Source organism: Promicromonospora sp. NPDC060271, assembly GCF_042726755.1.
GTDB lineage: Bacteria > Actinomycetota > Actinomycetes > Actinomycetales > Cellulomonadaceae > Promicromonospora.
In genome coordinates this window covers 1-23,027 of record NZ_JBHXBG010000091.1, presented here as the reverse complement: position 1 = coordinate 23,027, position 23,027 = coordinate 1, and the positions used below count along the sequence as shown (strand labels likewise).

At 70.6% G+C, this 23,027-nt stretch carries 21 protein-coding genes, 1 other RNA gene and 1 pseudogene; 13 read left to right on the top strand and 10 right to left on the bottom strand.

Translation table 11 applies throughout. The features are described 5' to 3' along the window. Positions 1-17: 17 nt before the first annotated feature. Both ACFWE2_RS15130 and ACFWE2_RS15125 read right to left on the bottom strand, forming a co-directional pair. Positions 18-1,331, bottom strand: a complete 1,314-nt coding sequence (locus tag ACFWE2_RS15130; protein ID WP_377225057.1) for an endo-1,4-beta-xylanase — start codon at positions 1,329-1,331, stop codon at positions 18-20. A 282-nt stretch (positions 1,332-1,613) separates the two neighbouring features. Continuing rightward, the gene (locus tag ACFWE2_RS15125) at positions 1,614-2,849 is read right to left on the bottom strand and encodes a DUF1684 domain-containing protein (RefSeq protein ID WP_377225056.1); all 1,236 of its coding nucleotides are present in this window, start codon (positions 2,847-2,849) and stop codon (positions 1,614-1,616) included. Between the two features lie 108 nt (positions 2,850-2,957). Here ACFWE2_RS15125 and ACFWE2_RS15120 point away from each other — a divergent pair, with 108 nt between their 5' ends. Further along, positions 2,958-3,548 carry a helix-turn-helix domain-containing protein gene (locus ACFWE2_RS15120; RefSeq protein WP_377225055.1) on the top strand — a complete coding sequence of 197 codons (591 nt, stop codon included), beginning with the start codon at positions 2,958-2,960 and terminating at the stop codon, positions 3,546-3,548. 284 nt (positions 3,549-3,832) lie between these two features. Here ACFWE2_RS15120 and ACFWE2_RS15115 read toward each other — a convergent pair whose 3' ends face one another. Next, complete coding sequence (locus ACFWE2_RS15115) at positions 3,833-4,198, bottom strand: squamosa promoter-binding protein 15 (protein ID WP_377225054.1); 366 nt, start codon at positions 4,196-4,198, stop codon at positions 3,833-3,835. Between ACFWE2_RS15115 and ACFWE2_RS15110 the strand changes: the two genes are divergently transcribed. Beyond that, positions 4,197-4,337: a hypothetical protein gene (locus ACFWE2_RS15110; RefSeq protein WP_377225053.1), complete on the top strand. Its 141-nt coding sequence runs from the start codon at positions 4,197-4,199 to the stop codon at positions 4,335-4,337. The two genes, ACFWE2_RS15115 and ACFWE2_RS15110, sit on opposite strands and share 2 nt — an antisense overlap. 69 nt (positions 4,338-4,406) lie before the next feature. After that, positions 4,407-5,639, top strand: a complete 1,233-nt coding sequence (locus ACFWE2_RS15105; protein WP_377225052.1) for a cytochrome P450 — start codon at positions 4,407-4,409, stop codon at positions 5,637-5,639. Between the two features lie 194 nt (positions 5,640-5,833). Here the strand turns inward: ACFWE2_RS15105 and ACFWE2_RS15100 are convergent, their stop codons facing one another. Next, entirely contained in the window at positions 5,834-6,004 is a 171-nt protein-coding gene (locus tag ACFWE2_RS15100) for a hypothetical protein (RefSeq protein ID WP_377225051.1), read from the bottom strand. Between the two features lie 294 nt (positions 6,005-6,298). On the opposite strand from ACFWE2_RS15100, the gene ACFWE2_RS15095 reads away from it, so the two are divergent. From ACFWE2_RS15095 to ACFWE2_RS15075, 5 genes are all read left to right on the top strand, one after another. After that, positions 6,299-8,326 carry a cytochrome P450 gene (locus ACFWE2_RS15095; RefSeq protein ID WP_377225050.1) on the top strand — a complete coding sequence of 676 codons (2,028 nt, stop codon included), beginning with the start codon at positions 6,299-6,301 and terminating at the stop codon, positions 8,324-8,326. A 675-nt stretch (positions 8,327-9,001) separates the two neighbouring features. Further along, the gene (locus ACFWE2_RS15090; RefSeq protein WP_377225049.1) at positions 9,002-9,541 is read left to right on the top strand and encodes a hypothetical protein; all 540 of its coding nucleotides are present in this window, start codon (positions 9,002-9,004) and stop codon (positions 9,539-9,541) included. A gap of 461 nt (positions 9,542-10,002) precedes the next feature. Continuing rightward, entirely contained in the window at positions 10,003-10,557 is a 555-nt protein-coding gene (locus ACFWE2_RS15085; protein WP_377225048.1) for a hypothetical protein, read from the top strand. Next, a complete protein-coding gene (locus tag ACFWE2_RS15080) occupies positions 10,517-11,014 on the top strand; it encodes a site-specific integrase (RefSeq protein WP_377225047.1) in 498 nt (165 codons plus the stop codon). Before ACFWE2_RS15085 ends, ACFWE2_RS15080 begins: the two co-directional genes overlap by 41 nt. Before the next feature lie 152 nt (positions 11,015-11,166). Then, the gene (locus tag ACFWE2_RS15075) at positions 11,167-11,961 is read left to right on the top strand and encodes a hypothetical protein (protein WP_377225046.1); all 795 of its coding nucleotides are present in this window, start codon (positions 11,167-11,169) and stop codon (positions 11,959-11,961) included. Positions 11,962-12,217: 256 nt separating this feature from the next. Here the strand turns inward: ACFWE2_RS15075 and rnpB are convergent. Both rnpB and ACFWE2_RS15065 read right to left on the bottom strand, forming a co-directional pair. Further along, an RNA gene (gene rnpB / locus ACFWE2_RS15070) (RNase P RNA component class A) lies at positions 12,218-12,616 on the bottom strand. Positions 12,617-12,671: 55 nt separating this feature from the next. After that, positions 12,672-13,055 (bottom strand): tautomerase family protein, encoded by a 384-nt coding sequence (locus ACFWE2_RS15065; protein WP_377225045.1) that lies wholly within the window; start codon positions 13,053-13,055, stop codon positions 12,672-12,674. Between the two features lie 48 nt (positions 13,056-13,103). Here ACFWE2_RS15065 and ACFWE2_RS15060 point away from each other — a divergent pair, with 48 nt between their 5' ends. Continuing rightward, positions 13,104-13,931: a YaaA family protein gene (locus ACFWE2_RS15060; protein ID WP_377225044.1), complete on the top strand. Its 828-nt coding sequence runs from the start codon at positions 13,104-13,106 to the stop codon at positions 13,929-13,931. A gap of 130 nt (positions 13,932-14,061) precedes the next feature. Continuing rightward, a complete protein-coding gene (locus ACFWE2_RS15055) occupies positions 14,062-15,396 on the top strand; it encodes an MFS transporter (RefSeq protein ID WP_377225043.1) in 1,335 nt (444 codons plus the stop codon). A gap of 125 nt (positions 15,397-15,521) precedes the next feature. Here ACFWE2_RS15055 and ACFWE2_RS15050 read toward each other — a convergent pair whose 3' ends face one another. The 3 genes from ACFWE2_RS15050 to ACFWE2_RS15040 form a co-directional block, all read right to left on the bottom strand. Further along, entirely contained in the window at positions 15,522-16,274 is a 753-nt protein-coding gene (locus ACFWE2_RS15050) for a histidine phosphatase family protein (RefSeq protein ID WP_377225042.1), read from the bottom strand. Further along, entirely contained in the window at positions 16,271-17,029 is a 759-nt protein-coding gene (locus ACFWE2_RS15045) for a zinc ribbon domain-containing protein (protein ID WP_377225041.1), read from the bottom strand. Before ACFWE2_RS15045 ends, ACFWE2_RS15050 begins: the two co-directional genes overlap by 4 nt. 118 nt (positions 17,030-17,147) lie before the next feature. Further along, positions 17,148-18,062, bottom strand: a complete 915-nt coding sequence (locus ACFWE2_RS15040; protein ID WP_377225040.1) for a Nif3-like dinuclear metal center hexameric protein — start codon at positions 18,060-18,062, stop codon at positions 17,148-17,150. Positions 18,063-18,196: 134 nt separating this feature from the next. On the opposite strand from ACFWE2_RS15040, the gene ACFWE2_RS15035 reads away from it, so the two are divergent. The 3 genes and pseudogenes from ACFWE2_RS15035 to mtnN all read left to right on the top strand — a co-directional run bounded on the left by ACFWE2_RS15035 (position 18,197) and on the right by mtnN (position 21,285). Further along, on the top strand, positions 18,197-19,975 hold the full coding sequence (locus ACFWE2_RS15035) for a SulP family inorganic anion transporter (protein WP_377225039.1): 1,779 nt from the start codon (positions 18,197-18,199) through the stop codon (positions 19,973-19,975). Positions 19,976-20,005: 30 nt separating this feature from the next. After that, a pseudogene (locus tag ACFWE2_RS15030) lies at positions 20,006-20,455 on the top strand (S-ribosylhomocysteine lyase); the annotation flags it as partial. Between the two features lie 92 nt (positions 20,456-20,547). Further along, entirely contained in the window at positions 20,548-21,285 is a 738-nt protein-coding gene (gene mtnN, locus ACFWE2_RS15025; RefSeq protein WP_377225038.1) for a 5'-methylthioadenosine/S-adenosylhomocysteine nucleosidase, read from the top strand. A gap of 17 nt (positions 21,286-21,302) precedes the next feature. On the opposite strand, the gene ACFWE2_RS15020 is transcribed toward mtnN, so the two are convergent. Beyond that, on the bottom strand, positions 21,303-23,027 hold a 1,725-nt coding region (locus ACFWE2_RS15020; RefSeq protein WP_377225037.1), incomplete at its 5' end, for a bifunctional 3'-5' exonuclease/DNA polymerase.

Below are 23,027 nucleotides of genomic sequence, written 5' to 3'. Positions count from 1 at the left end.
GGCTCAGCGGCTGCCGGTCAGACCCGGCTCCACCGCTGGTTCGCACCGGAGTGGCACGACCACAGGATCACGGCCGTGCCGTTCGCCGTGGCCGCGCCGTTCACGTCGAGGCACAGCGACGGGAACCGGACGTTGCTGATCGAGCTGCCGTTGAACGTCCACTGCTGGTTGTTGCCCCCGTTGCAGTCCCACAGCTGGACCCGGGTGCCGTTCGCGGCATTCGTGGGGACGTCCAGGCACTTGCCCAGCATCCGCAGCGTCTGGCCGTTCTGGGTGATCTGCTGGTTGGAGCCGGTGTAGCAGTCCCAGATCTGCAGACCCGTGCCGTTGGTGGTGGTGCCGTTCGGCACGTCGAGGCAGCGGCCCGCGGACTCGCTCCGCAGCCGGAACGTGCCGCCCGAGGAGACACCGTTGAGCGTGTCGAGAACCGCGAAGTAGGCGGGCTTCTTGTTGCCCGAGCGGTCGAACAGCAGGGGGTTGTCCGTGCGCCAGGAGGTGTCGTCGCGCACACCCCACACCGTGATGCCGGTGCACCGCGAGACCGCAAGGCACGCCCGGGTCACCGCCGCGTAGATGTTGGCCTGGTTGCTGCCCTGCTCCACGTCCAGCTCGGTGATCTGCACGTCGACGCCCAGGTCCGCGAACCGCTGCAGGTTGGCCTGGTAGTCGCTGGAGAGCGAGGTCCCCAGGTGCGACTGGAACCCGACACAGTCGATCGGCACCCCACGGGCCTTGAAGTCCCGGACCATGTTGTAGATCCCGGTCGACTTCGCGTTGATCCCGTCGGTGTTGTAGTCGTTGTAGCAGAGCTTGGCGCCCGGGTCAGCCGCCCGCGCGGCCCGGAAGGCCGCCTCGATCCAGTCGTTCCCCGTGCGCTGGAGGTTCGAGTCCCGCCGGCCACCCGAGCCGCCGTCGGCGAACGCCTCGTTGACGACGTCCCACGAGTGAACCTTGCCGCGGTAGTGGGTGGCGACCTGCGTGATGTGGTTGATCAGCGCACTGCGCAAGTCGCTGCCCGACAGGTTCTGCATCCAGCCGGGCTGCTGGGCGTGCCACGCCAGGGTGTGCCCGCGCACCTGCTTGCCGTGGCTGATCGCCCAGTTCACGATCTGGTCGCCGCGCGAGAAGTTGAACTGGTTCCGGTTCGGCTCGGTCGCGTCCATCTTCATCTCGTTCTCGGCCGTGATCATGTTGAACTCACGGTCCAAGATCGTGGTGTACGCCGACTCGCTCAACCGCCCGGCCGGCACCGCCGCACCGAAGTACCGCCCGCTCTGCGCAGCCGCGGCGCCCAACGTGGTCTCCGCGGCCTGCGCCGGCGCGGCAGCCATCAAACCGGCGACCACTGATGCGACGCACAATGCCGCACCTACCAAGGCGCGACGGCCAGGTCTTGATGTAGTCCTCATCGCAACTCCTCTTCTACGACACCTGGCGTCTTCGACAGGTGGGTACCGAACAGGGACTCCGGTCGTGTGACATCACATAACTCTGCGGGCCGGTGCCCTGGCAAGGACTGAAACGATTAGGAGGCCTGTCCATCAGGTTGAGGGGCGGGTGCCGGCACCTGGGCGCCGGTCGTGCCCAGGTGCCGAAGATCCCCCAGCGTTGGATCAGCTGTTGCCGCTCACGTTGCCTTCGTCGGGCGGCATCATGTTCGCGTACTCCTCGATCCGGTCGATGAGGCCGCCCTTGAAACCGAAGTACATGGCCACGGGCAGCTCGGTGCCGGACCCGTCGGGCATGTTGATGTGCAGCACGTGCTGCTGGAGCACCTCGTCGGGCTTCTGGAACTGACGGGTGATCTCGTACCGCAACGCAACGACGCCTCCGCTGCTCGACATCTGCTCGAGCTGCTCAAGGTTCTCCTCGATCGTCTGCTCGCCCTTGCCGTCGTTGTGCCAGACGGTGGCGGTGTCCGCGCACATCGCACGCATGCTTGCGAAGTCGAACTTCTCCAGGTGCCGCAGGTACTGGACCGCCTTCTCCGTCAGCTCGGGTTCCATGGTTCCGTCCTGTCCTTTCTTGTCGGGCTCTGTCACCGTGCTCCCGCTCCCCTCGTCGAGGACGGGCGCACGTTCTCCGGCGTCGACGACGACCGGAAGATGGTTCGCTTCAAGCGGGATCGGGCAGGGAAACGCCGTGGAGAACACGTGGTGGGGCAGGATCACCTGGTTGAAGTCGACCCGAAGGGTGCTGCCCTCGGCCGGGGGGAGGATCAGCCACCGACCGATCTCGGGGGTGTCGGTGCCGCTGCTGGGATCGGTGAAGACCGCCAGCTGCAGGCCGGGAACGGACTCCAGCACCACCAGGGTGTGCTCCTGTCCGCCGATCTCGACGACCAGGTCGCCCGGGGCGGAGACCGTCTCCTTGCTCCGCGGGCTGGTCAGTCGCCCTACTTCGACGGTACGGCCGGGCGCCGCCCGGTACTCGGCGTCGACGACCCAGTTCGGATCGTAGGGATAGCTCGCGATATCGCGCAGCCCCGTGAGAACCGGTGCGGAAGGGTCCCAGACGACCATGCCGTAGGTTCCGCCGCGTCCCTGGACGAAGCACACCCGTCCGTCAGCGAGCTCCACCTGGCTGCCGGACTCCACCTCCACCGTGCCGGTCACCGGCCGCCCGCCGATCGACACGCCGTTCGCAGCGGTGACGGTGAGAGTCAAGACCCCCGATGCACTCACCTGCCATCGACCAGGCAGGCCCGGCACCCCCGGTTCGGGATGGGAGACCATGGCCAGCTGGACGGTGCCCGCCTTGCCGCCCGGGCCGGCGACCTCCTCCCAACGGTTCTTGCGCCAGGTCGCGTACTCCACCGGCACATCCGGGCCGGCGTCCTCAGCAGACATAGATCCTCCTGTCCTGTGGACGCCCGGTTCGAGCGCCCTCAGGCGCCACCTTGCGAGGACACAACCAGATCTGGCAAAGATTGTTGCTGTTCTGGCAAACTCGCAGCCATGAGCGACGAGAAAGGCGGGGGCCTGGACGCCGTCGGGCCTCGGCTGCGCAACCTCCGCCATGAACGTGATACGACGCTGGCCGAGTTGTCGGCCGCTACCGGAATCTCCATCAGCACGCTGTCCCGGCTGGAGTCCGGCTCCCGGCGGCCGACCCTGGAACAGCTGCTACCACTGGCGAGAGCCCACGGCGTCACGCTCGACGAGCTGGTCGACGCTCCCGCCACCGGCGATCCGCGTATTCACCTACGCCCCATCAGCTGCAAAGGTGGCATGACGGTCCTGCCGTTGGCCCGGCGCCCCGGCGGTATCCAGGCCTACAAGTTCATCGTTCCCGGAGGCCGCCCCTCGGATCAGCCCGCCCCCAAGAGCCACGAGGGGTACGAATGGGCCTACGTCCTCAACGGACAGCTACGGCTTGTGCTCGGTGAGCACGACCTGGTCCTCTCGCCTGGTGAAGCCGCCGAGTTCGACACCCGCACACCACACTGGTTCGGCGCCGCAACCAACCAGCCCGTGGAGTACCTCTGCCTCATCGGACGGCAGGGCGAGCGCGCACATATCCGCGCTCGCAGCACCTCGAGGAAGTGACCAGATCACCAGCGGTCGGGCTCTGGAAGGGGACGAGCCGGTCTGTACGCCGGGTTCTCCCGGAGGGTGTACCGGTATGTCTCGCGGTGTCCGAGGAGTTGGTTGGGCGCCGCGGGGTCGTTGGAACTTCGCGGTTCTGCGGGGTCCGGGGCGCGTTGGTGGAGGTGGCGTCGGATGGCCTCAGACGGCGGTCATGTGTACCCGATGTGTACCGAGCAGCTCTTCAATCGGACCGCGTGCAGGCTCGCCGCCGTCCGAGCGTGAACGGCTTTGCGCTTGGCTCTTCACTCCCGATAGAAGACCTCGTCGTCCTCGCTCGGTACGAGCGGCGCGAACTGCCGAAGCTCGTCGCCGCGGATCATCCACAGCCGGAAGAAGCCCTCCTCCTGGTCCATCACGAACAGTTGCGCCGCGTTCGGCTCGCGCCACGGCGTCTCGAAGAATCGCTGCCGGACAGCATCAAGGTCAGCATGGTTCAAGACTCCTGCCCACACCTCGCACTCGGGCGCCCTCCACCCGCCCCATCGGTTGTCCTCCGCGCTGGTGAGCAACCTCAGGTACCCCACTCCGCCACGCTCAGGACTCGACCGGCGGGGGGCTTCTGTCCGTAGCCACTCGCTCAGTGCCTCCGCGTTCTCGGTGTCGTCCATGTCGACCGAGATCATGACGTTCGCTACCCAGGCGCTCCGGGTGCTGGCGTTCGCGACGGCGAAGAGCCCGGACCTGGCCGCCGTGGGGAAGAACGCCGCGTGTTTCGTGTTCTCTGCTGCCCGTGATAGAAACGCCTGATCGGGCGTCTACGCAGGTCGCCCCCGATTTCGATGGATAATTCAGATGGATGTCGACGGGTGGAGGGGCATGCCTGACCTGGAACCGCAGCGGAGCGGGGGCCGGGTCGCGCTGGTGGACCTGACCGGTGCAGAGGACATGACTGCGGCACTGCGCAAGCTGCAGGACCAGTGGGGGCCGGTGGCCCCCGTGGACCTGGAGCCAGGCGTACCGGGCTGGCTCGTGCTGGGGCACGCCGAGGTCATGGAGGTGATGCGCACGGAGAGCGTCTTCGCCCGGAACCCACGGCACTGGAGAGAGCAGCTACCACCGCAGTCGACCCTGCACGCCATCCTGTCCCCGACCGGACGGCGGAACCTGTACTTCTCGGACGGCGCGGAGCACCGGCGGCTGCGGCTCCCGGTGGACGAGGCGTTCGCCGACATGGACGAGGTCCGGACGGCAGCGCTCGTGCGCGTCGTCTGCGCCCGGCTCATCGACTCGTTCGCCGCCAAGGGCAGTGCGGACCTGATGGGCGAGTATGCGGCGGCGGTGTCGTTCCTGGCGGTGTCGGGCATGTTCGGCTTCGACGAGCGGCAGGGTCTCGACCTGTTGCGCTGCGCGAGCGAGATCTTCGGGCACGGCGGCGATCCCGTGTCAGCCCTGGTCCGGATGGACCAGATCGTGATGGACCACGTCATCGCGACCCGGGCGGAGCCAGGCCCGAACCTGACCGCCAGCTTCATCAAGCACCCGAGTTTCGAGGACGACACGGAGATCGTGCACTCCATGGTCGTGGCGATCTGCGCGGCCAACGAGATGCTCATCACCTGGATCGCGGCCACGCTGCGCCGCATGCTCACCGACCCCCGGTACACCGGCCGCGTCACCGGCGTGCGCCGCGGCCTGGACGACGCGATGGACGAGACGCTGTGGCGCGAGCCGCCCGTGGCGAACCTGCCCGCCCGGTACGCCGTGACCGACTGCACCCTCGGCACGGCGCGGATCCGCGCCGGCGACGCGATAGTGATGGGCGTGGCCGCCGCGAACAACGACCCGCGGGTACGCACCAGCGACGACTTCTTCGAGGCGGGCAACCGGTCGCACCTGTCGTTCGGCGTCGGGCCGCACGCGTGCCCCGCCAAGCGCCCCGGGCGGCTCGTGGTCAAGATCGCGGTGGAGAGCCTCATGGAGCGGCTCGACCTGAGGCTCACCGACCCGGTGGTGAAGTGGGCGCCATCGCCGTGGTCGCGCTACCCGTCCACGCTGCCGGTGACGTTCACTCCCGAGCGCCAGGCCGCCCGCACGCCTGCCCGCGTCTGACCTGCCCCTGGAGCGTCAGACGGCATCGACGTGCGCCTTGCCGTTCACGCAAGGCTTCGTGCGCCATGCCCGCGCGAGGTTCGCCGTCGGGGACCTGCATCTTGAGCATGAGCTCGAGGTTCCAGCGTGCCTCGTCGAGGATGTTGGCGACTCGATCTACCGATGCTCGGGACGAGCACCAGCGGCTGGGGGACTCAGGCCGTGATGGCGAGGGTCTCCGGGTGCACCGGCGTACGGAGCGTCCCGGTGCGCACCCAGGACTCGACCTCGTCCACCGCAGCCTCCCCGAGGCGTCGCACCTCTCCGCCGACCGACCCGGCAATGACGGTGTCGTTCGTGACGAACCGACAGGGGGTCTTCGACACCGGGGTCAGCGTGGCAGGCGGTTGCCGAAGCTGCCAGGTTGCGCCAACGGCGCACAAGACTACCCACACCGTCACATGGCTGCCTCATAGTCACTTTTTTACGTAATGGTCACACGGCGACCCGCAAGGGCCGATTGTTCTGCCCGGTATGCACGTTATGTTTAACGTTGTCCGTCGGCAGACGAGATGGTGTCTTGACTGAAGAAGGAGCGCCCAGTGCCTGACCACACCGGCAGATCCCGGAAGACGACAGACGCCGTCGCAGCCAGTTCGGACCGCCAGTCCCGCCGCCGCGTGACCAAGCTGATCCGGCACCTGAGCACGCCCGAAGGGCGCGCCGACCCCCACGCCGTCTACGACGAGCTGCGGGCCATGGGCCCGGCGGTACGCATGCCGTGGGGAGCCTGGATGGTCACCTCGCACGGCGCGAGCCACGAGGTGCTCAGCGGATCCGGCTGGCGCACCGTGGACGCCGCCTGGCGCACCGCGCGCCAGCCGACGTGGGTGCGGCACCCGGGCCTGAAGTTCCTGCACGACTCCGCACTCGGCACCAACCCGCCCGGGCACGCCGGGCTGCGCCGCAGTCTTGGCTCGTTCGTCTCGCCGCGGTCGGTCGCTGACCTCACACCGCAGATCGTCCAGACCGTCCACGAGTACCTCGACCGGTTCGATGCGGTGCTGCGCGCCGACGGCGAGGCGGACTTCGGGGCCCTGGTCGGCGACCGGCTGCCCATGGCGGTGCTCTGCATCGTTCTCGGGCTGCCGCGCGAGGACATCCCGCTGCTGTGCGAGATGAGCCGCATGCTCTCGAACGTGCACGACCTGGCGCCGAGCAAGGCGCGGATGGCGCAGGCCGACCGCGCGGGCAAGCTGTGGAACGCGTACTGGGAACAGCTCGTAGCCCAGCCCAGACCCCGGCTCCCGGAGGACTCCCCGCTGGGAGAGTGGCTCGACACAGAGACCGACCCCGCGGTGCGCGCGGTGGCCGGCTCCCAGCTCAACGTCATGATCGAGGCGGGCCTCGAGACGACGACGTCCCTGCTGTCCGACGGCGTGGTGCAGCTCCTGCGCCGGCCCGACCAGGCCACGTGGATGCTCGAGCACCCGGAAGCCGTACACGGCGCCGTCGAGGAGCTGGTCCGCTTCGTATCGCCCGTACAGCTCATGACCCGGTACGCAGCGCAGGACACGGAGCTGCCGGGCGGCATCCCGGTGACAGCCGGGCAGATCGTGCACGCCGTGGTCGCCGCGGCCAACCACGACCCCGACGCCTACGACTCGCCGCACGACCTGAACCTCTCGCGCCCGCCTCGCCGCAACCTCGCCTTCGGCGTGGGCATGCACTACTGCCTAGGCGCGCCGCTGGCCCGTCTGGAAGCGACGACACTGTTCCCCGAGGTGCTGCAGCGGTTCGATCTCGAGTTCGCCGGGCCAGTGGGCTACGACGAGACCCTCGCCTTCCGCGGAACGCGTTCGGTGCCGGTACGGCGGCGACCCCGTCCAGCCGCGACCGCGGGCGCTGGTGCGGCGGTGGGTGCTGGTGCGGCGGTGGCCGCTGGTGAGAGCGCGTCCGCCGCCGGACCCGTCGTGGTCAACCGCGAGGACGCCGTGCTGGTGGTGACCCTCACGCGACCCGACGGCGACAACCGGCTCGACCGAGCGACGCTGACCGCCCTGGGCGACGTGCTCACGACGCTGCCCGACGACGTCGCCGCCGTCGTGCTGCGCGCCGAAGGGCACCACTTCTGCATAGGCGGCGACCTGGACGAGCTCGGCCAGCTCGCCACCAACGACCCCGACGGCTACCGGGACCTCGTCGAGCTCAGCGACGAGGTGCTGCGCGCCTGGCGCACCTGCCCGGCGGTGACAGTCGCGGCGCTGCACGGCAACGTCGCCGGAACAGGGCTCGGGCTGGCGGTCGCGAGCGACCTGCGCGTGGCCGCCGAGGACGCACGGTTCCGCGCGCCCGAGACGGTCGTCAGCATCCCGGTGGGTCCGAGCGAGGTGCTGGACCGCCTGGTCGCCGAGATCGGTTCCGGCCGGACCCGCGCGATGCTGCTGCTCGGCGATGCCATCAACGCCCAGGAGGCGCTGGAGGGCGGGCTCGTGCAATCCGTCGTCCCGACCGAGAACGTGTGGGCCGAGGCCAAGCGCCTGGCCCGGCGCATCGCCCGGCGCGACCGGGAGGCCATCCGCGTCACCAAGCAGACGATGGCCCGGCTTCCGCACGACGGTCCCGATCCGACGGAGGGCACCGACGTGTGGGAGGCACCACTGGCCCAGGCCCTGCGGCGCCGGATCACCCTTGGCAACGCGAGGTAGCGACTCCTCGTCGACGAAGGCCGGCGGGGCCAGCGACAATGCTGGCCCCGGGAAGCGCGCCCGAGACGATCGTCAGCATTCCGGTCGGCCCGAGCGAGGTGCTGGACCGGAACTCGCGGCGACCGCGAGCCCGCGCATCCGCCACGGCGTCCGTCAAGGCGGTTCAGGCACGACTGGGACACAAGGACGCGAGCGAGATCCTGGACCTGCTGGTATCACCACGGCCCTCAGGCCAGGCGACCATGGCGCAACTGCGAACGTGATCTCGCGCCTGGAAGCCTCCGACTGATGCTCAGATGCAGGTCAGGGCCTTAAAAGCGGACGAGCCGGCCTGTACGCCGGGTTCTCCCGGAGGGTGTACCGGTATGTCTCACGGTGCCCGCCGAGTTGGTTGGGCACCGCGAGATCGTTGGGAATCCGGGGATGTCACGGCACAACGCTGCGTTGGTGAGAGTGGCGTCGGATGGGCTCAGACAGCGCTCATGTGTACCCGATGTGTACCGCACGGCAGGTCTCGGATTTGGTGCGTCCTGCAGTCACCGATGTCCGACGCTGGCACGCAAAACCGTGTCTTCGGCTGTGTCAGCGGCCAGCCGTAGGATCTGGGCTCGTGAATCGACCTGCGCTTCATGCGCTCACTACGCTCGTCCACTGGCCGATGGGTAGATCCTGACCATGGGCATCTACTTCGGCTTGTTCGCCGTGGACTCCGGCCTCGTTCAGCGGGACGAGGAGTGGCTCGCGGAGTACACGGAAGAACGATACCGAGAGTTCTGGGAGTGGGACCAGGATCCAGCGGCGGCGATGGACGACCCGCGCAGCGAAGTCATGCTGCGTTACCAGCACCACTACATGGACCTAATCAACCCGTACCTGGAGGCCGCGTACGGCATCGAGCCATACACCTGGTTCGCCGGTGAGCAGGTCAGCGAGTTCTACTTTGTCACGCCGCCGGACCAGGTCACTGCACTTGCAGCCACCCTCTCGCGTCCGGCCGGCGACGTTCGTGAACGGCTCGACTCCCTTGCTCGGGCAAACCTCGACATGGTGGGCACCTGGACACCATTGGAGGGCCTCCAGGCAATCGGCACGATCCAGGACGGGACCGTCGACCAGGTCTGGGAGCTGATCGATGCCTTGCACGTCCAGCTTCAGACCTTTTTCCAGCGAGCCGCCGACAGCGGACAAGCCATGATCGGCGAGTTCAGTCCGTGACACGGTTGCAGGTGATCCCCGCACCTTCGTCCTTGTCACCCGTGACCAGAGCATGTCCACGACCCGGAAATAGCCCAACACGAATGTGAGCCTGCGCCAGAGTGTCCCCGCGGTGTCAGCAGTAGTTCGTGGATCGCAGTCCGGACATCTGGCACGGTATGGCGGGAGCGGCAGCGGCCGGGAGCGTTGGAATTCCAACGCTCCCGGCCGTTGGTCATGTTGGCGCCGGACGGGCTGGTGCGGACCTCCTGCGGACTATTTGCGGACTGCACATCGCGTCGTGCCCGCCCATGCACCCGGTGGATCGTGCGGATCGCCGAGTACCGGGCTGGCACCCACGGTCAGGTCCCTAGGTTTCGGTCGCGCCAGTAGCATCTCGGCATGACAGCCGCGACCCGGGCAAGCGCCTTCGCGCCGAGTCATACAAGCGCAAGACCAACGCCGAGCGCCGCCGCGACGAGTTGTCGGCCGAGATTCTGACGGGCCGCTTCGTCGACCCGGACGCCGGCAAGGTCACGTTCAAGGAGTACGCCGAGCACTGGCGGACGCTCCAGGTCCATCGCGGCAACACAGAGGACCAGGTCGACGTGGTCCTTGAGATCCGAACGTACCCACGGCTCGGACACCTGCCGCTCGCCTCGATCGACTCCGAGGACATCCAGTCATGGGTCAAGTGGCTCTCGACCGCCGCGATCGCTCTGGCAGACGGCAAGAGCAAGGGATATGCCCCGGCCACCGTTGGGGTGACCCACCGGATCGTGTCCGGCATCTTCAAGTCCGCCGTCGACACCAACCGGATCACGTCGAACCCTTGCGCGGGTACGCGCCTACCGAAGAAGACACCCAAGCGCGTCAAGCCGATCCCGACCGAGTCGCTGTGGGCGCTCATCGACGCCTTCCCAGAGAGATTCCGGGGCCTCATCCTGTTCACCGCGTTGCACCGGACTTCGGCAGGGCGAAGCGTTCGGCCTGACCGTGGATCGGCTCGACTTCGACAACAAGGTCATGCACGTTGACCGGCAGATCACCGGATCGGTTGCGGGCAAGCCGACGTTCGGGCCGCTCAAGACCGAGGCGAGCTATCGGGAGGTGCCACTGTCGACGTCCACGATCAAGGCCATGAAGGAGTACATGCGGAAGTACCCACCGGGCCCCGATGGCCTGGTCTTCACCAACACCGAGAACGGCGCGCTGCGCCGCTCGGCGTTCTGGGACACGTGGCGACGCGCTCTCAAGACGGCCGAGCTCTCCGGCTTCACCTTCCACGATCTGCGCCACTACTACGCGAGCCTGCTCATCCGCCACGGCGCATCCGTTAAGGCGGTCCAGGCGCGACTGGGCCACAAGCACGCCAGCGAGACCCTGGACACCTACTCGCACCTGTGGCCCGACGAGGAGGAACAGACGCGTACCGCGATCGACCTCGTCATGAGCGCCCGGCCAACAAAGATCCCGTCATCCAGGGTCGCGTGAACAGGGAGCACAGCCGAGGCGGGCCAGTCTCTGCGGGCACACCTGAGGGAATGTGAGGTGCGCCTGGGCGCGGCACGGCGGAGTCGGAATCACCCTGACAGCTGGCGTGCCTTCGTGGCCGAAAGGAAGTTGCTGCGCCTAGCCTTGTTGGCATGCTCAGACGCTTCATCTACCTCAACTCGACGGCAGTCCGCCAATACACATCGATGATCGACAATGGGTTGGCCGACACGTCCGTCAGCGTCCGGAAGACTGGCAGGACGACCGCGGGCGGGGCTGATCTCAAGGTTCTTCGAGGCGACCACTCTCGAAACGCCGAGGACGAGAATTCCACGACGCGGATCGACACAGATGAGGCTCGATTTGATCGTCTTGTGCAGGCAGCCGCGACGACACCGGACGAGCTCGGTTGGGTCGAGGTCGTAGACCCGGACACAGACCTTGAGGACATCGGTATAGGTGCGATCATCTCCTGGGAGTGCGAGATCTTCGTACCGCAGGTAGCCCAGATGCTGTCGCCCTCCAGTGGTCTCGGAGATGCCCTGGCCATGATCAAGGCCTTCGCACCCGCGGCCCGTGCAATGGGGCACGAAGTCGCAGATCTACCGAACGAGGACGAAGTCGATGCACTACAACGGTTCACTCAGGCATCCGCGGGCAAATTGGTTCTCGTCGGCGACGACGACTCCACGGATTGGAAAGTAACCGGAGCCCTTGAGGGCGACTTCATCGGCGGAGAGGTCGAGGGAAGAGCCATTGTCGTGGGGAAGGTCAAGAAGGTACTGCGCGTCGGGAGCTGGCAGGCCATCCTGGCGATGCCCGGCCTCAACCTCCTGTCTCGAGAGGAACGGCGCGCTCAGGAGCGGCGCGCTCCGGAAGCGGACGAAGAGGAAAACTACGTCGCTGGACCCGCGCTCGTTCTTGACATCCTCGCCGTCTACATTTAGCGATGCGCTCCACCATGCAGCAACATCTTGGGCTGGCCACCGACGTGGTACGTGACGAGCCGACGAGTCGGCCACATTCAGGTGACGGTTCCAACTCCTGTCGGGGGCGACTCCAGGTTGCTCGGGGCTCCGCCCCGATCCAGGTGCGACGGGATTGGAGCCTGGCCGCCTGACCCACGCGGTACACAGTCATGTGTACCCAATGTGTACCGGGCACTTCTGGCCGGTGCTCCGATGCAGGTCAGAGCGTTAAAAGCGGACGAGTCGGTCTGTACGCCGGGTTCTGTTCCCGCGCCGGGTTACCCCAGCGCGGGCGACGGTCATCCATCTAGGCCCTGCGTTGCCGCAGGGCTCGAGCGGTCTACCCGACTGTGCTTCTCGTAAGAGAATCGGGCGAGCAGCCCTCAAACACAGTCTGTCTGACCTTGCTCCAGGTGGGGTTTACCTAGCCGCTGCCGTCACCGGCAGCGCTGGTGGTCTCTTACACCACCGTTTCACCCTTACCCCCGGTCCGGAGACCGGAGGCGGTCTGTTTTCTGTGGCACTGTCCCGCGGGTCACCCCGGGTGGCTGTTAGCCACCACCTTGCCCTGTGGAGCCCGGACGTTCCTCGGCGGGCGCCCGAAAGCACCCGACGCGACCGTCCGACCGACTCGTCCGCAGGTAGAAGCGTACCGCCAACCCTCCACACCGCCCGTCACACCGAGTCCGTCAGACGTCGACCCGGTAGCTCAGCGTCAGCTCGTCGCCCGACATCCCGCGGATGCCCCAGTTCTCCTTCGGGCTCTCCACGATCACGATCTCAAGATCCTCGGCCGCGAGCCCAAGTCCCGGCGCGACGTCGTCGTACAGCGCCGCGATCAGCGCGCGCTTGGCCTCCCGGCTGCGGCCGGTGAAACAGACGATCTCCACGACCAGGTAGGAGTCCGACCGCGGGGCGACCAGGTCGCCGTCGTCCAGGAGGAGGAAGCGGTGGAACCGCTTGTCCGCGGGGAGCTGCCAGGTGCGCACGAGCGCCTCGTGCAGCGCGTCGGAGATCTCCCCACGCCGCTCGCCCCATACCGACCGGTTTCCGTACACCTTGACCTGGGCCATGCGCGCCAACCTACCGAGCCAGCCCGCCCGGCAAATTAGGCTGGGCGGGTGATGTTGCTCCTCCCGCCCTCCGAGGGCAAGACGCCGGCGCCCGACGGCGCGGCCCCGCTCGACCTGGGTGCCCTGGTTCACCCGGAGCTCACCGAGCGGCGCGAGCAGGTCCTCGCGGATCTCGCGCGGGTCAGCGCCCGGCCCGACGCGACCACCGCCCTCGGCGTCAGCGACGGGCTCGCCGACGAGGTGGCGCGCAACACGGCGCTCCACGACGCGCCGTCGGGCCGCGCGGCGGAGGTGTACACCGGGGTCCTGTACGCGGCGGCCGGCCTGGCCACGCTGCCGGACGGCGCAGCGCAGCGCGCCCAGGCGAGCGTGCTGACCTTCTCGGGGCTCTGGGGAGTCGTGGCGCCGGGCGACCGCATCCCCGCCTACCGGCTCAGCATGGGTATCGGCCTGCCCGACGTCGGGCGGCTCGCCACGTTCTGGAAGCCTGCCCTCGCCGAGGTGCTCGACGCCCGGGCCGCGGGCGACGTCGTCGTCGACTGCCGGTCCGCCACGTACGTCGCCGCGTGGAAGCCCCGGACGACCGGGGACGGGGCCGCCGAATGGGTAGAGGTGCGCGTGCTCCGCGAGACCGACGGCAAGCGGACCGTCGTCTCGCACAACGCGAAGCACACGCGCGGCGTGCTGGCCGGTCACCTGCTGCGCCGCGAGCACGAGGCGCGGACCAGCGAGGACGTGCTCAAGGCCGCGCAGGAGCTGGTCGGGTCCGTGATGCTGACCGAGATCGGCTCCGGCAAGGACCAGACGCTGATCGAGGCGAACCTCCTGGAGGGCAGGGCGCGCGGCCCGCGGACGCTGGAGCTCGTGCTCGCCTGACCGTCAGCCCCTTCGAGGCCTGAGTTTCTTCGCTCTCAGGTGCCCGAAGGCGAAGAAACTTAGGCCTCGAAGGAGAAGAGGCGGCCGAAACCCTGGCGCCGATGCCCACCGACCGGTTGGATGGCGGGTCATGAGCATCATCCAGACGGGCGGCAGCGACGTCGCCGGAGGCAGCGGCCTGACGGGCGCCAGAGCCGCCGTGGCGGCGGCGTTCTTCGCACAGGGCTTCGTCTTCATCAGCCTCACCACCCGCCTGCCGCGGTTCCTGGAACGGTGGGGGCTCGACGAGACGACGCTCTCGCTGCTGCTGCTCATGATGGTGCTGCTCGCGGGCGTGGGATCACTCGTCACCGAACGCGTGGTGCGGCACTCCGGCAGTGCGCTCATGCTCCGGCTCGGGCTGCTCCTGATGGTCGTGGCCGTCCCGGCTCTCACCCTGGCACCGGCGGTCGCGGTGTTCGCGGGCGCCATCGCCGTCTACGGCATCGCGCTCGGCCTGGTCGACGCCACCACCAACATGCAGGCCGTCGACCTCGAGCACCGGTACGGCCGGCCGATCCTGCCGTCGTCCCACGGCTACTGGACCACCGGGGGCATCAGCGCCGCCGTCGTCGCGCTCGCCACCGGGCACCTGTCCCCCACGGTCGGCGTGCTCGTCGCCGTGGTACCGCTGGTGATCGCGTTCGCGCCGTACCTGCCGCGGGTCGCCCGCGAGCCGCAGGGTGTGCCCGGCATGTCCTACGGCGGGGCCGGACTGACGCGGCCGGTCGCGAGCCCGGTGGCCCCTGCCGCCCCGGTGGTGGCTGCCCCCGCGGGACCGATCCCGTGGGGGCCCATCTGGCTCGTGGGATCCGGGCTGGTCGTGTTCTACATGGCCGACACCGCCGCGGCCGCGTGGGGCCCCGTCCTCCTCGCGCTTGACCTCGCCGCCCCCGGCAACCTGGTCGCGCTCGCGACCCTCCCCTACCTCGTGGCCTCGATGGTGGTCCGCCTGGCGGGTGACCACCTCGTGGCCCGGTTCGGCGTGGTGCCCCTGCTCCGCATCGGGGCGGTCGTGGCGTTCGGGGCGCTGGCACTGGTCGCCCTCGCGCCGTCCTGGCCGGTCGCGGTGGCGGGCTTCGCGGTCCTCGGGGCTTCGATCGCCCTCGTGGCGCCGCTCAGCTTCTCGGCGGCGGGCCGCATCGCCACGATCTCGGCGGCCGACCCGGCCACCGGCCGCCCGGCGGCCGAGCCCGACCGCGCCCGCACCGACGCCGTGATCGCGCGCTTCAACCAGTTCAACTATGTGGGCGCCCTGCTCGGCGCGGTGCTCACTGGATTCGTCGGGGCGTTCAGCCTCCGGGTCGGGTTCATGCTGTCCGCCGTGCTGGTGCTGGCCCTGATACCGCTCGCACCGGCCTTCGCCCGCGGGACGCTGCGCCGCCCGGGAAGCGAGCCGGTCACTGACGCGGCCGCCGGCCACTAGCGCGCAAGGTCGTGGGGGAAGACCTGCTTCCCCAGGTTTGGTTGCCGAGAGTAGACGTTGTCTACGGACAGCAACGCATTCCGCCCGCGAAGTATCTCCCCGGGCGGCGCCGCCCCCGCCACAGCTCAGCCGTCGGTGGGGACGCCGACGGCGGTCACCTCGGTGGTGCCGTCCTCCCATAGGCGCACGACGGAGAGCGAGGCGGGCGGGACGCGCAGCCGCGCCCAGTGCGACGCGGGCGCACCCAGCGCCTGCCCGACGGCGGTGCGGATCTGCGCCGCGTGGCCGACCGTCACCACCGTGCGGTCCACGCCGCCGGCCAGCAGGTCGGTGAGCCCGTCCCAGACCCGGGCGCCGAGCTGTGCGTAGGACTCCCCGCCCGGCGGCACGAACGTGCCCGTCGAGTGCCACTGGGCCAGCTCGCCGGGCCAGCCCTGCTCGATCTGCGGCGCGGTGAGCCCGTCCCACTCCCCGAGCCGGCACTCGGCGAAGCGCTCGTCGGTGGAGACGTGCAGCCCGAGCCGCCGTCCGACGGCGGCAGCCGTCTCCTGGGTCCGCGCGGTCGGCGAGGCGACGAGCGCCGTCGGGCGGGGCAGGTCCGGCCAGAGGCCGCCGCTGCGCATGCCGCCCGTGGAACCCGCCCCGGTGCGGGCCGCGCGTCCGATCCGGAAGACTGCGTCGGCGGCCTGCGCCGCCTGCAGCCGCCCGCGCGCTGTCAGGGACGGGCCCGGGCCGTCCGACCCGGAATAGCCGCCGGCTTCCGTCAGGGCCGTCACCCCGTGCCGGACGAGCACGACGGTGAGCGGAAGAGCGCCGTCGAACCGGGTGGCCGCGGCCGGCGGGCGCCGGTGGGTGTCAAACCCTGGCGCCTCGCTCATCCGGCGGCAGCTCCGGTCGTCGCGCCGGCGACGCGCACCAGGATCCGGCCGCACTCCTCGCAGCGCACCACCGCGTCGGGGGCCGCGCTCCTGATGGTCGCCAGGTCGGCCGGCGGGAGATCCATCCGGCAGCCGTCGCAGCGGTTGCCGTTGAGCAGCGCGGCTCCGGTGCCGCCCTGCCGCGCCCGGATGCTCTCGTACAGCTTGACGAGGGCCGCGTCGAGCCCGTCCACCGCCTTGGCCCGCTCGCCCGCCGTCGCCTGGACCTGCGCGTCGATCTCGGCCCAGGCGGCGTCACGCTCGGCCTCGACCTCCGCCTTCTCGGCGACGAGCTCACCGTTGGCCGCCTCGACGGTGGCCAGCGCCTCCTCGTGCGCCTCGAGCCGCTCCATGACGTCGAGCTCGACCTCCTCCAGCGCGGCCTGGCGCGCGGCGAGCGAACGGAGCTCGTCGGTGAGCGCCACGGCGTCCTTGGCGCTGACGCCACCCGAGTCCAGCCGCTTCTGGTCCCGCTCGGCGCGGTTGCGGACCTGCTCGACGTCGGACTCCGCCTTGGTCAGCTCGCGCCTCAGGTCGGCCACCCGGGTACGCGACTCGACGAGCGAGGCGCGCAGGTCCGCGATCCGGCCGTCGAGCTCCGTCAGCCTCGCGAGCGCGGGGAGGTTCTTGCGCTGGTGGGCGAGCTGCTGGACACGGGTGTCGAGCGCCTGGACGTCCAGCAGCCTGCGCTGGTCTTCGGGTGGTGCGGTAGCCACGAGGGCGTCCTCTCGGTCGGGTTCTGGGGCTGTCCAACGCTACCTCGCGCGCGCCCGCGCGCAGTCCACTCGGAATGCGGCTCGGCAGGCGGCTCAGGACGCGGCCCGGCAGGCGGGCTCAGCGGGACGGGACCTGGCCCGTCCAGGGATCGGTCACGACCTCGCTGACGCGCGCCTCGACCGCGAGGCCGTCCGCCGCGAGCGCCGCGGCGAGGTCCTCGACGGCGTAGCGCAGCCAGGGCCACTCGCTCGCGTAGTGGGCGGTGTCGACGAGGAACGGGGTGCCGGACGGCCCGTCGGTGCCGGCCGCGCGGGCCTCGAACTCGGCTCGTTCGCGCAGCTCGGAGGCCGGGTGGTGGCGCAGGTCGGAGGTGACGTAGACGTCGGCGTCGGCCGCGCGGACGGCGTCGAAGTAGCCGTCGCCGGAGCCGCCGAGGACGGCGGCGGTCGTCACTGTCGCGTCCGGGTCGCCGGAGAAGCGGATGCCCTGCGCGGTGGCGGGCAGCGCTGCCGCGACGCGGCGGGCGAAGTCGGCGAGGGTGGTGGGCTCGGCGAGGCGCCCGACGCGACCGATGCCGCGGCCGTCCGTCTCGCCTGCCGCGCTCACCTCGAGGGGGCGGCGGTCGGTGATGCCGACGAGGTCGGCGAGGGCGTCCGCCACGCCGCGCGGGGCGGCGTCGGCGTTGGTGTGCGCGACGTGCAGGGCGCACCCGCCGGTCAGCAGCCGGTGCACCACCGCACCCTTGAAGGTGGTGGCGGCCACGGAGCTCACGCCGCGGAGGAACAGCGGGTGGTGCGTGACGAGCAGGTCGGCGCCCCAGTCCAGCGCCTGGTCGACGACGGCGGTGACCGGGTCGACCGCGAACAGCACCTTGCGTACGGGTGCGGCGGGGTCGCCGGCGACCAGTCCGACGGCGTCCCAGCCCTCCGCCGTCGACGGCGGGTAGAGGCCGTCGAGGGCGCGCACGACCTGCGCGAGCGTTGGGGGTGTGGTGCCGGACGGGTCGGGCGCGGGGGCGTCGCTGCTGCTCACGCACCGCAGCGTAGTACGGGGCCCCTCACCAGGCCGTTCACCAGGCGAAGGGGGCATTCTCTTGCTACGGTCATTCACTTGTGGGGGATACCGTCAAGCACCGCTCCGGCGGGCCTGTGACCATGCGCGCCAGGATGATCGCTTCCATCCGTGAGCGCGTCGACATACGAGACCTTGTGCCGTCCCGGGCCGACTACGACCTCCGACCCCGGACCCTGCGCGCGGACCTCCTGGCGGGCATCACGGTGGGTGTCGTCGCCCTGCCGCTGGCACTCGCCTTCGGCGTCAGCTCCGGTGTCGGGCCGGCCGCCGGGCTCGTCACCGCCGTGGTCGCTGGGATCGTCGCGGCGGTGTTCGGCGGGTCACACGTGCAGATCAGCGGTCCGACGGGTGCGATGGCGGTGGTCCTCGCGCCGATCGTCGCGCAGCACGGCGTGGGTTCCGTCGCGCTCGTGACGCTGCTCGGCGGGGCCATCGTGCTGGTCTGCGGCCTGCTCCGGCTGGGCCGGGTGGTCACCTACATCCCGTGGCCGGTGGTCGAGGGCTTCACCCTCGGTATCGCGGCGATCATCTTCCTCCAGCAGGTGCCAGCCGCGGTCGGCATCACGGCCGAGACCGGGCACAACACGCTGCTCACCGCCGTGCGCTCGGTCGGGTCCGCGCTGTGGCCGTCGGGTGCGATAGTCGACGGCAGCGTGGTCGACGGCGTCGTGCACGGAGCCGGGACCCCCACCTGGGTCTGGACCCTCGGTGTGGTGGCCGTCGTCGCGGCGGTGATGCTCGTGCTGCCGCGGGTGGCCAGCGCGCTGCCTGCGTCGCTCGTCGCCGTCGCGCTGGTGACCGTGCTGGCGGAGGTGCTGGACGCGCCCGTGCCACGCATCGGTGAGCTGCCCAGCTCGCTCCCGTTCCCGGTGCTCCCCGACGCGACGCCGGACGCCGTCCGCGATCTCGTCGGCGCGGCCCTCGCGGTCGCGGCGCTGGCCGCCATCGAGTCGTTGCTGTCGGCGCGGGTCGCCGCCGGGATGTCCGTCGGGCGTCGGGGCAAGCGCGCGGGTGACGGCTCGGCCGACGCCGGGGAGCAGACCCGCGACCAGGGCACCGGGCCCTACCACCCCGACCGGGAGCTGGTGGGCCAGGGGCTGGCGTCGCTCGCGAGCGGCGTGTTCGGCGGCATCCCCGCGACCGGCGCCATCGCACGCACCGCGGTCAACGTGCGTTCCGGCGCCCGCACGCGCCTGGCCGCCGTCGTGCACGCGCTGGTGATCCTCGCCGTGATCTACCTGGCCACGGGGCCGGTGGGTCGGATACCGCTCGCCGCGCTGGCAGGGGTGCTCATGGTGACGTCGTTCCGCATGATCGGTGCGGCGACCATCCGCTCGGTGCTGACCTCCACGCGTCCGGACGCGCTCACGTTCGTGATCACCGCCGTCATCACCGTGGCGTTCGATCTCATCGACGCCGTCCAGATCGGCCTGCTCGTCGCCGCGTTCTTCGCCCTGCGGGCCGTGGCGGGAGCGACGTCGGTGCACCGCGAGCCGCTGCCCGGTGTCGCACACGAGGGCGACGAGCGCATCGCCCTGTTCCGGCTCGACGGCGCGATGTTCTTCGGGGCGTCCGACCGGATCCTCGGCGAGGTCACGGCGCAGGCGGAGACGGTGGAGGTCGTGATCCTGCGCCTCTCCCACGTGCAGCTCGTCGACGCCACCGGGGCGCGCGCGCTCGCCGACCTGGTACTGGAGCTCGAGCGGCGCGGTGTCATGGTGCTGGTCAAGGGCGTCCAGCCGCAGCACCGCAGGCTGCTGGAGGCCGTGGGCCTGCACCGGATGCTGCGGCACGAGAGCCACCTGTTCGCCGACCTGCCGGCAGCGGTCGAGCACGCCCGTTCGCACGTCCGGCAGGCGCAGACGGCATAGGCTCGTACCGTGACCGAGCAAGCACCCCGCATGAACGTCGAGTCCTTCAACCTGGACCACCGCGCCGTGGCCGCGCCGTACGTGCGCCTCGCCGACCGCAAGGAGCTCGCGGCAGGGGGCGTGATCGTCAAGTACGACGTGCGGTTCACGCAGCCCAACGTCGCGCACCTCGAGATGCCGACCGTGCACTCGCTGGAGCACCTGTTCGCGGAGCACTCCCGCAACCACTCCGACGCCGTCCTGGACTTCTCCCCGATGGGCTGCCAGACCGGCTTCTACCTGATGCTGCAGGGCGAGCCCGCCTACGAGGACGTGCTGCGCCTCATCGAGGCCACGATGCGTGACATCGTCGCCGCGACCGAGGTGCCCGCCGCCAACGAGGTGCAGTGCGGCTGGGGTGCGAACCACACCCTCGCGGGCGCGCAGGAGGCCGCTTCCGTGTTCCTGTCGGCGCGCGGCGTGTGGTCCCAGGTGTTCGCCGACGGCGCCCCGGGCGAGGCCTCGGCCGCCGACGCGGCGGTCCGTGACGCAGCCGCCCGTGCGGCGGCCGCACGCGACGCGGCCACCGAGCAGTGAGCCGAGCAGTGGGCCGAGCGGTGGGCGCGGGAACGCCCGTCGCCGTCGTGCTCGTCGCGATGGACGACGAGGCCGCGCCGTTCCTCGACCTCGCGTCCGAGGTGGCCGAGCCGGAGCGCGTTGGCCGTGCCGAGTTCCGGCACGTCACCCTCGCCGGGCAGCCGGTGGTGCTGGTGCGCAGTGGCATTGGCTTCGTCAACGCGACTGCGGCTGGCACGAGCGCGATCCTCCGCCACGGCACGGACGTGCCGCTGATCAGCGCAGGCAGCGCCGGCGGGCTCGGCAAGGACGTCGCGGTCGGCGACGTCGTGCTGGGCTCACGCCTGGTCAACGCGGACGCCGACGCCCGCGCCTTCGGATACGTGCTCGGCCAGGTGCCCGGCATGCCGGAGGCGTACGACGCCGCACCGGGGCTCGCCGATGCCGTCCGGCAGGCCGCCGCGAGCGTCGCCGGTCAGGTGCTGCGCGAGGGCACCATCGGCTCGGGCGAGAAGTTCGCCACCGCCGACCTCGCGCTGCGGCTCCGCGCCGACTTCCCCGACATGCTCGCCATCGACATGGAGTCGGCCGCGCTCGCCCAGCTCTGTTACAACTTCGGCGCCGGCTTCGTCTCGGTGCGGGCCGTCTCCGACCTGTGCGCTCCCGACGGCACCGAGTTCCTCACGCATGTGGACGACGCGGCCCTGCGCTCGGCGCAGGTGGTCACGGCGGCGGTCGGGCTGCTCGCGGGCTGAGTGCTCGCGACCCGGGCTCAGCCCTTGCCGTCCGCGTAGCTCTCCGTGACGGCGACGCTGAGCGGGAAGTCCACCGGGAAGTCGCCGAAGAGCAGGCGCCCGGCCTCGTCCGCGGCGGCGCGCACCTCGTGGGCCACCTCCTCGGCGAGCGCCGCCGGTGCGTGCACCACCACCTCGTCGTGCAGGAAGAACACCAGGTGCGGGCGCCTGTCGAACGGTGCGGGGGCGAGCCCGGGCGTGGCGTCGGCGGGGGCCTCCCCCATCGCCCAGAGCCGGCGGCGGATGGACGCGATCCAGCACAGCGCCCACTCGGCGGCGGTGCCCTGGACCACAAAGTTCCGGGTGAACCGGCCCCAGGACCGGGTCTGGCTGCGGGCGCGCGACTGGGCGTCGGCCCCGGCGTCCTCGTCGAACGCCGAACCCTGGACGGCGGCCCACGAGTCGCCGGGCAGCGGCGAGCTGCGGCCGAGCCGCGTCGTCACCCGCTCACCGCGCTCGCCCGCCCGTGCCGCCCGCTCGACCAGGTCGATGGCCTGCGGGAACGCGCGGGCCAGCCGCGGCAGCACCTGTGCGCTGACACCCGTGGTGCCCCCGTACATCGCGCCGAGCATGCCGACCTTCGCGTGCTCACGGGAGTCGACGGCGCCCGCCGCGACGATCCCCGCGTACATGTCCGTGTTCGCGCCGTCCTTGCTGCGCCCCGCCGCGGCCATGCGCTCGTCGCGAGCCAGGGCGGCCAGCACCCGTGGCTCGAGCTGGGCGGCGTCGGCGACGACGAACGTCCACCCCGGATCGGCGGTCACCGCCCGCCGGACGGTGTGGGGCAGCGACAGCGCGCCGCCTCCCGTGCTGGCCCACCGGCCCGTGACCACCCCGCCGACCACGTACTCCATCCGGAACCGGCCGTCCGGGGCCCAGGTGTCCAGCCAGTTCCAGCCGTTGGCCGTGTAGAGGCGGTAGAGGCCCTTGTACTCCAGGAGCGGGGCGATCACCGGATGGTCGAGCTTCTCCAGCTCCCACTTGCGCAGGCTCCGCGCGCCCACACCCGCGTACTCCATGGCGCGCAGCAGGTCCGGGTGGGAGTCGGGGTTGAGCGTCGGCGGAGCGTCGATGGCCTCGCGGATCCGGTCGGCGAGCGCTTCGAGCTTCGCCGGGCGCGCACCCGGCCGGGGTCGTGGGCCCAGCGCCTCCGTCAGGATCTCGTCGTGGATGTCGCCGCGCCACGGCAGCCCGGCACGGTGCATCTCGGCGGCCGCGAGCGCCCCCGCCGACTCGGCCGCGAGCAGGAGCCGCAGGCGGCCGGGTTCGGTGCTGTCCTTGAGGGCCGCGAGCTGGGCGGTCAGCTCGGCGGCGGGGTCTAGGGTCTCGTCGTTCCCCTGCCCACCGCCTGGCGCCTCCGGGCCGTTCGGCCCCTCGTCGCCCTCGCGCCGGACGTTTCGGTCGGTCCCGGCCCGGGTCGCGGGCGCGGCGATCTCGCCGAGGTCGAAGAGCGGTTCGGAGCCGGGGTGCCGGTCGGGACGGCGCAGCGCGGCCGCCGTCGGCCCGCCCGGCGGCGGGACGGGCGCGAGGCGGTCCCACGCACCGGGTCCTGCCTCGGCGAGCGCGGTGCGAGCCGAGAGCACCGACGTGCGCAGGACCGCGTGCGCGAGGCGCAGGTCGTGCGCCCGGTCGACGCGGACGCCCTCGGCGAGCAGGGCCGGGTACCAGTTGTTGGTGTCGTCCCAGGTCCAGCGGACCTGGGA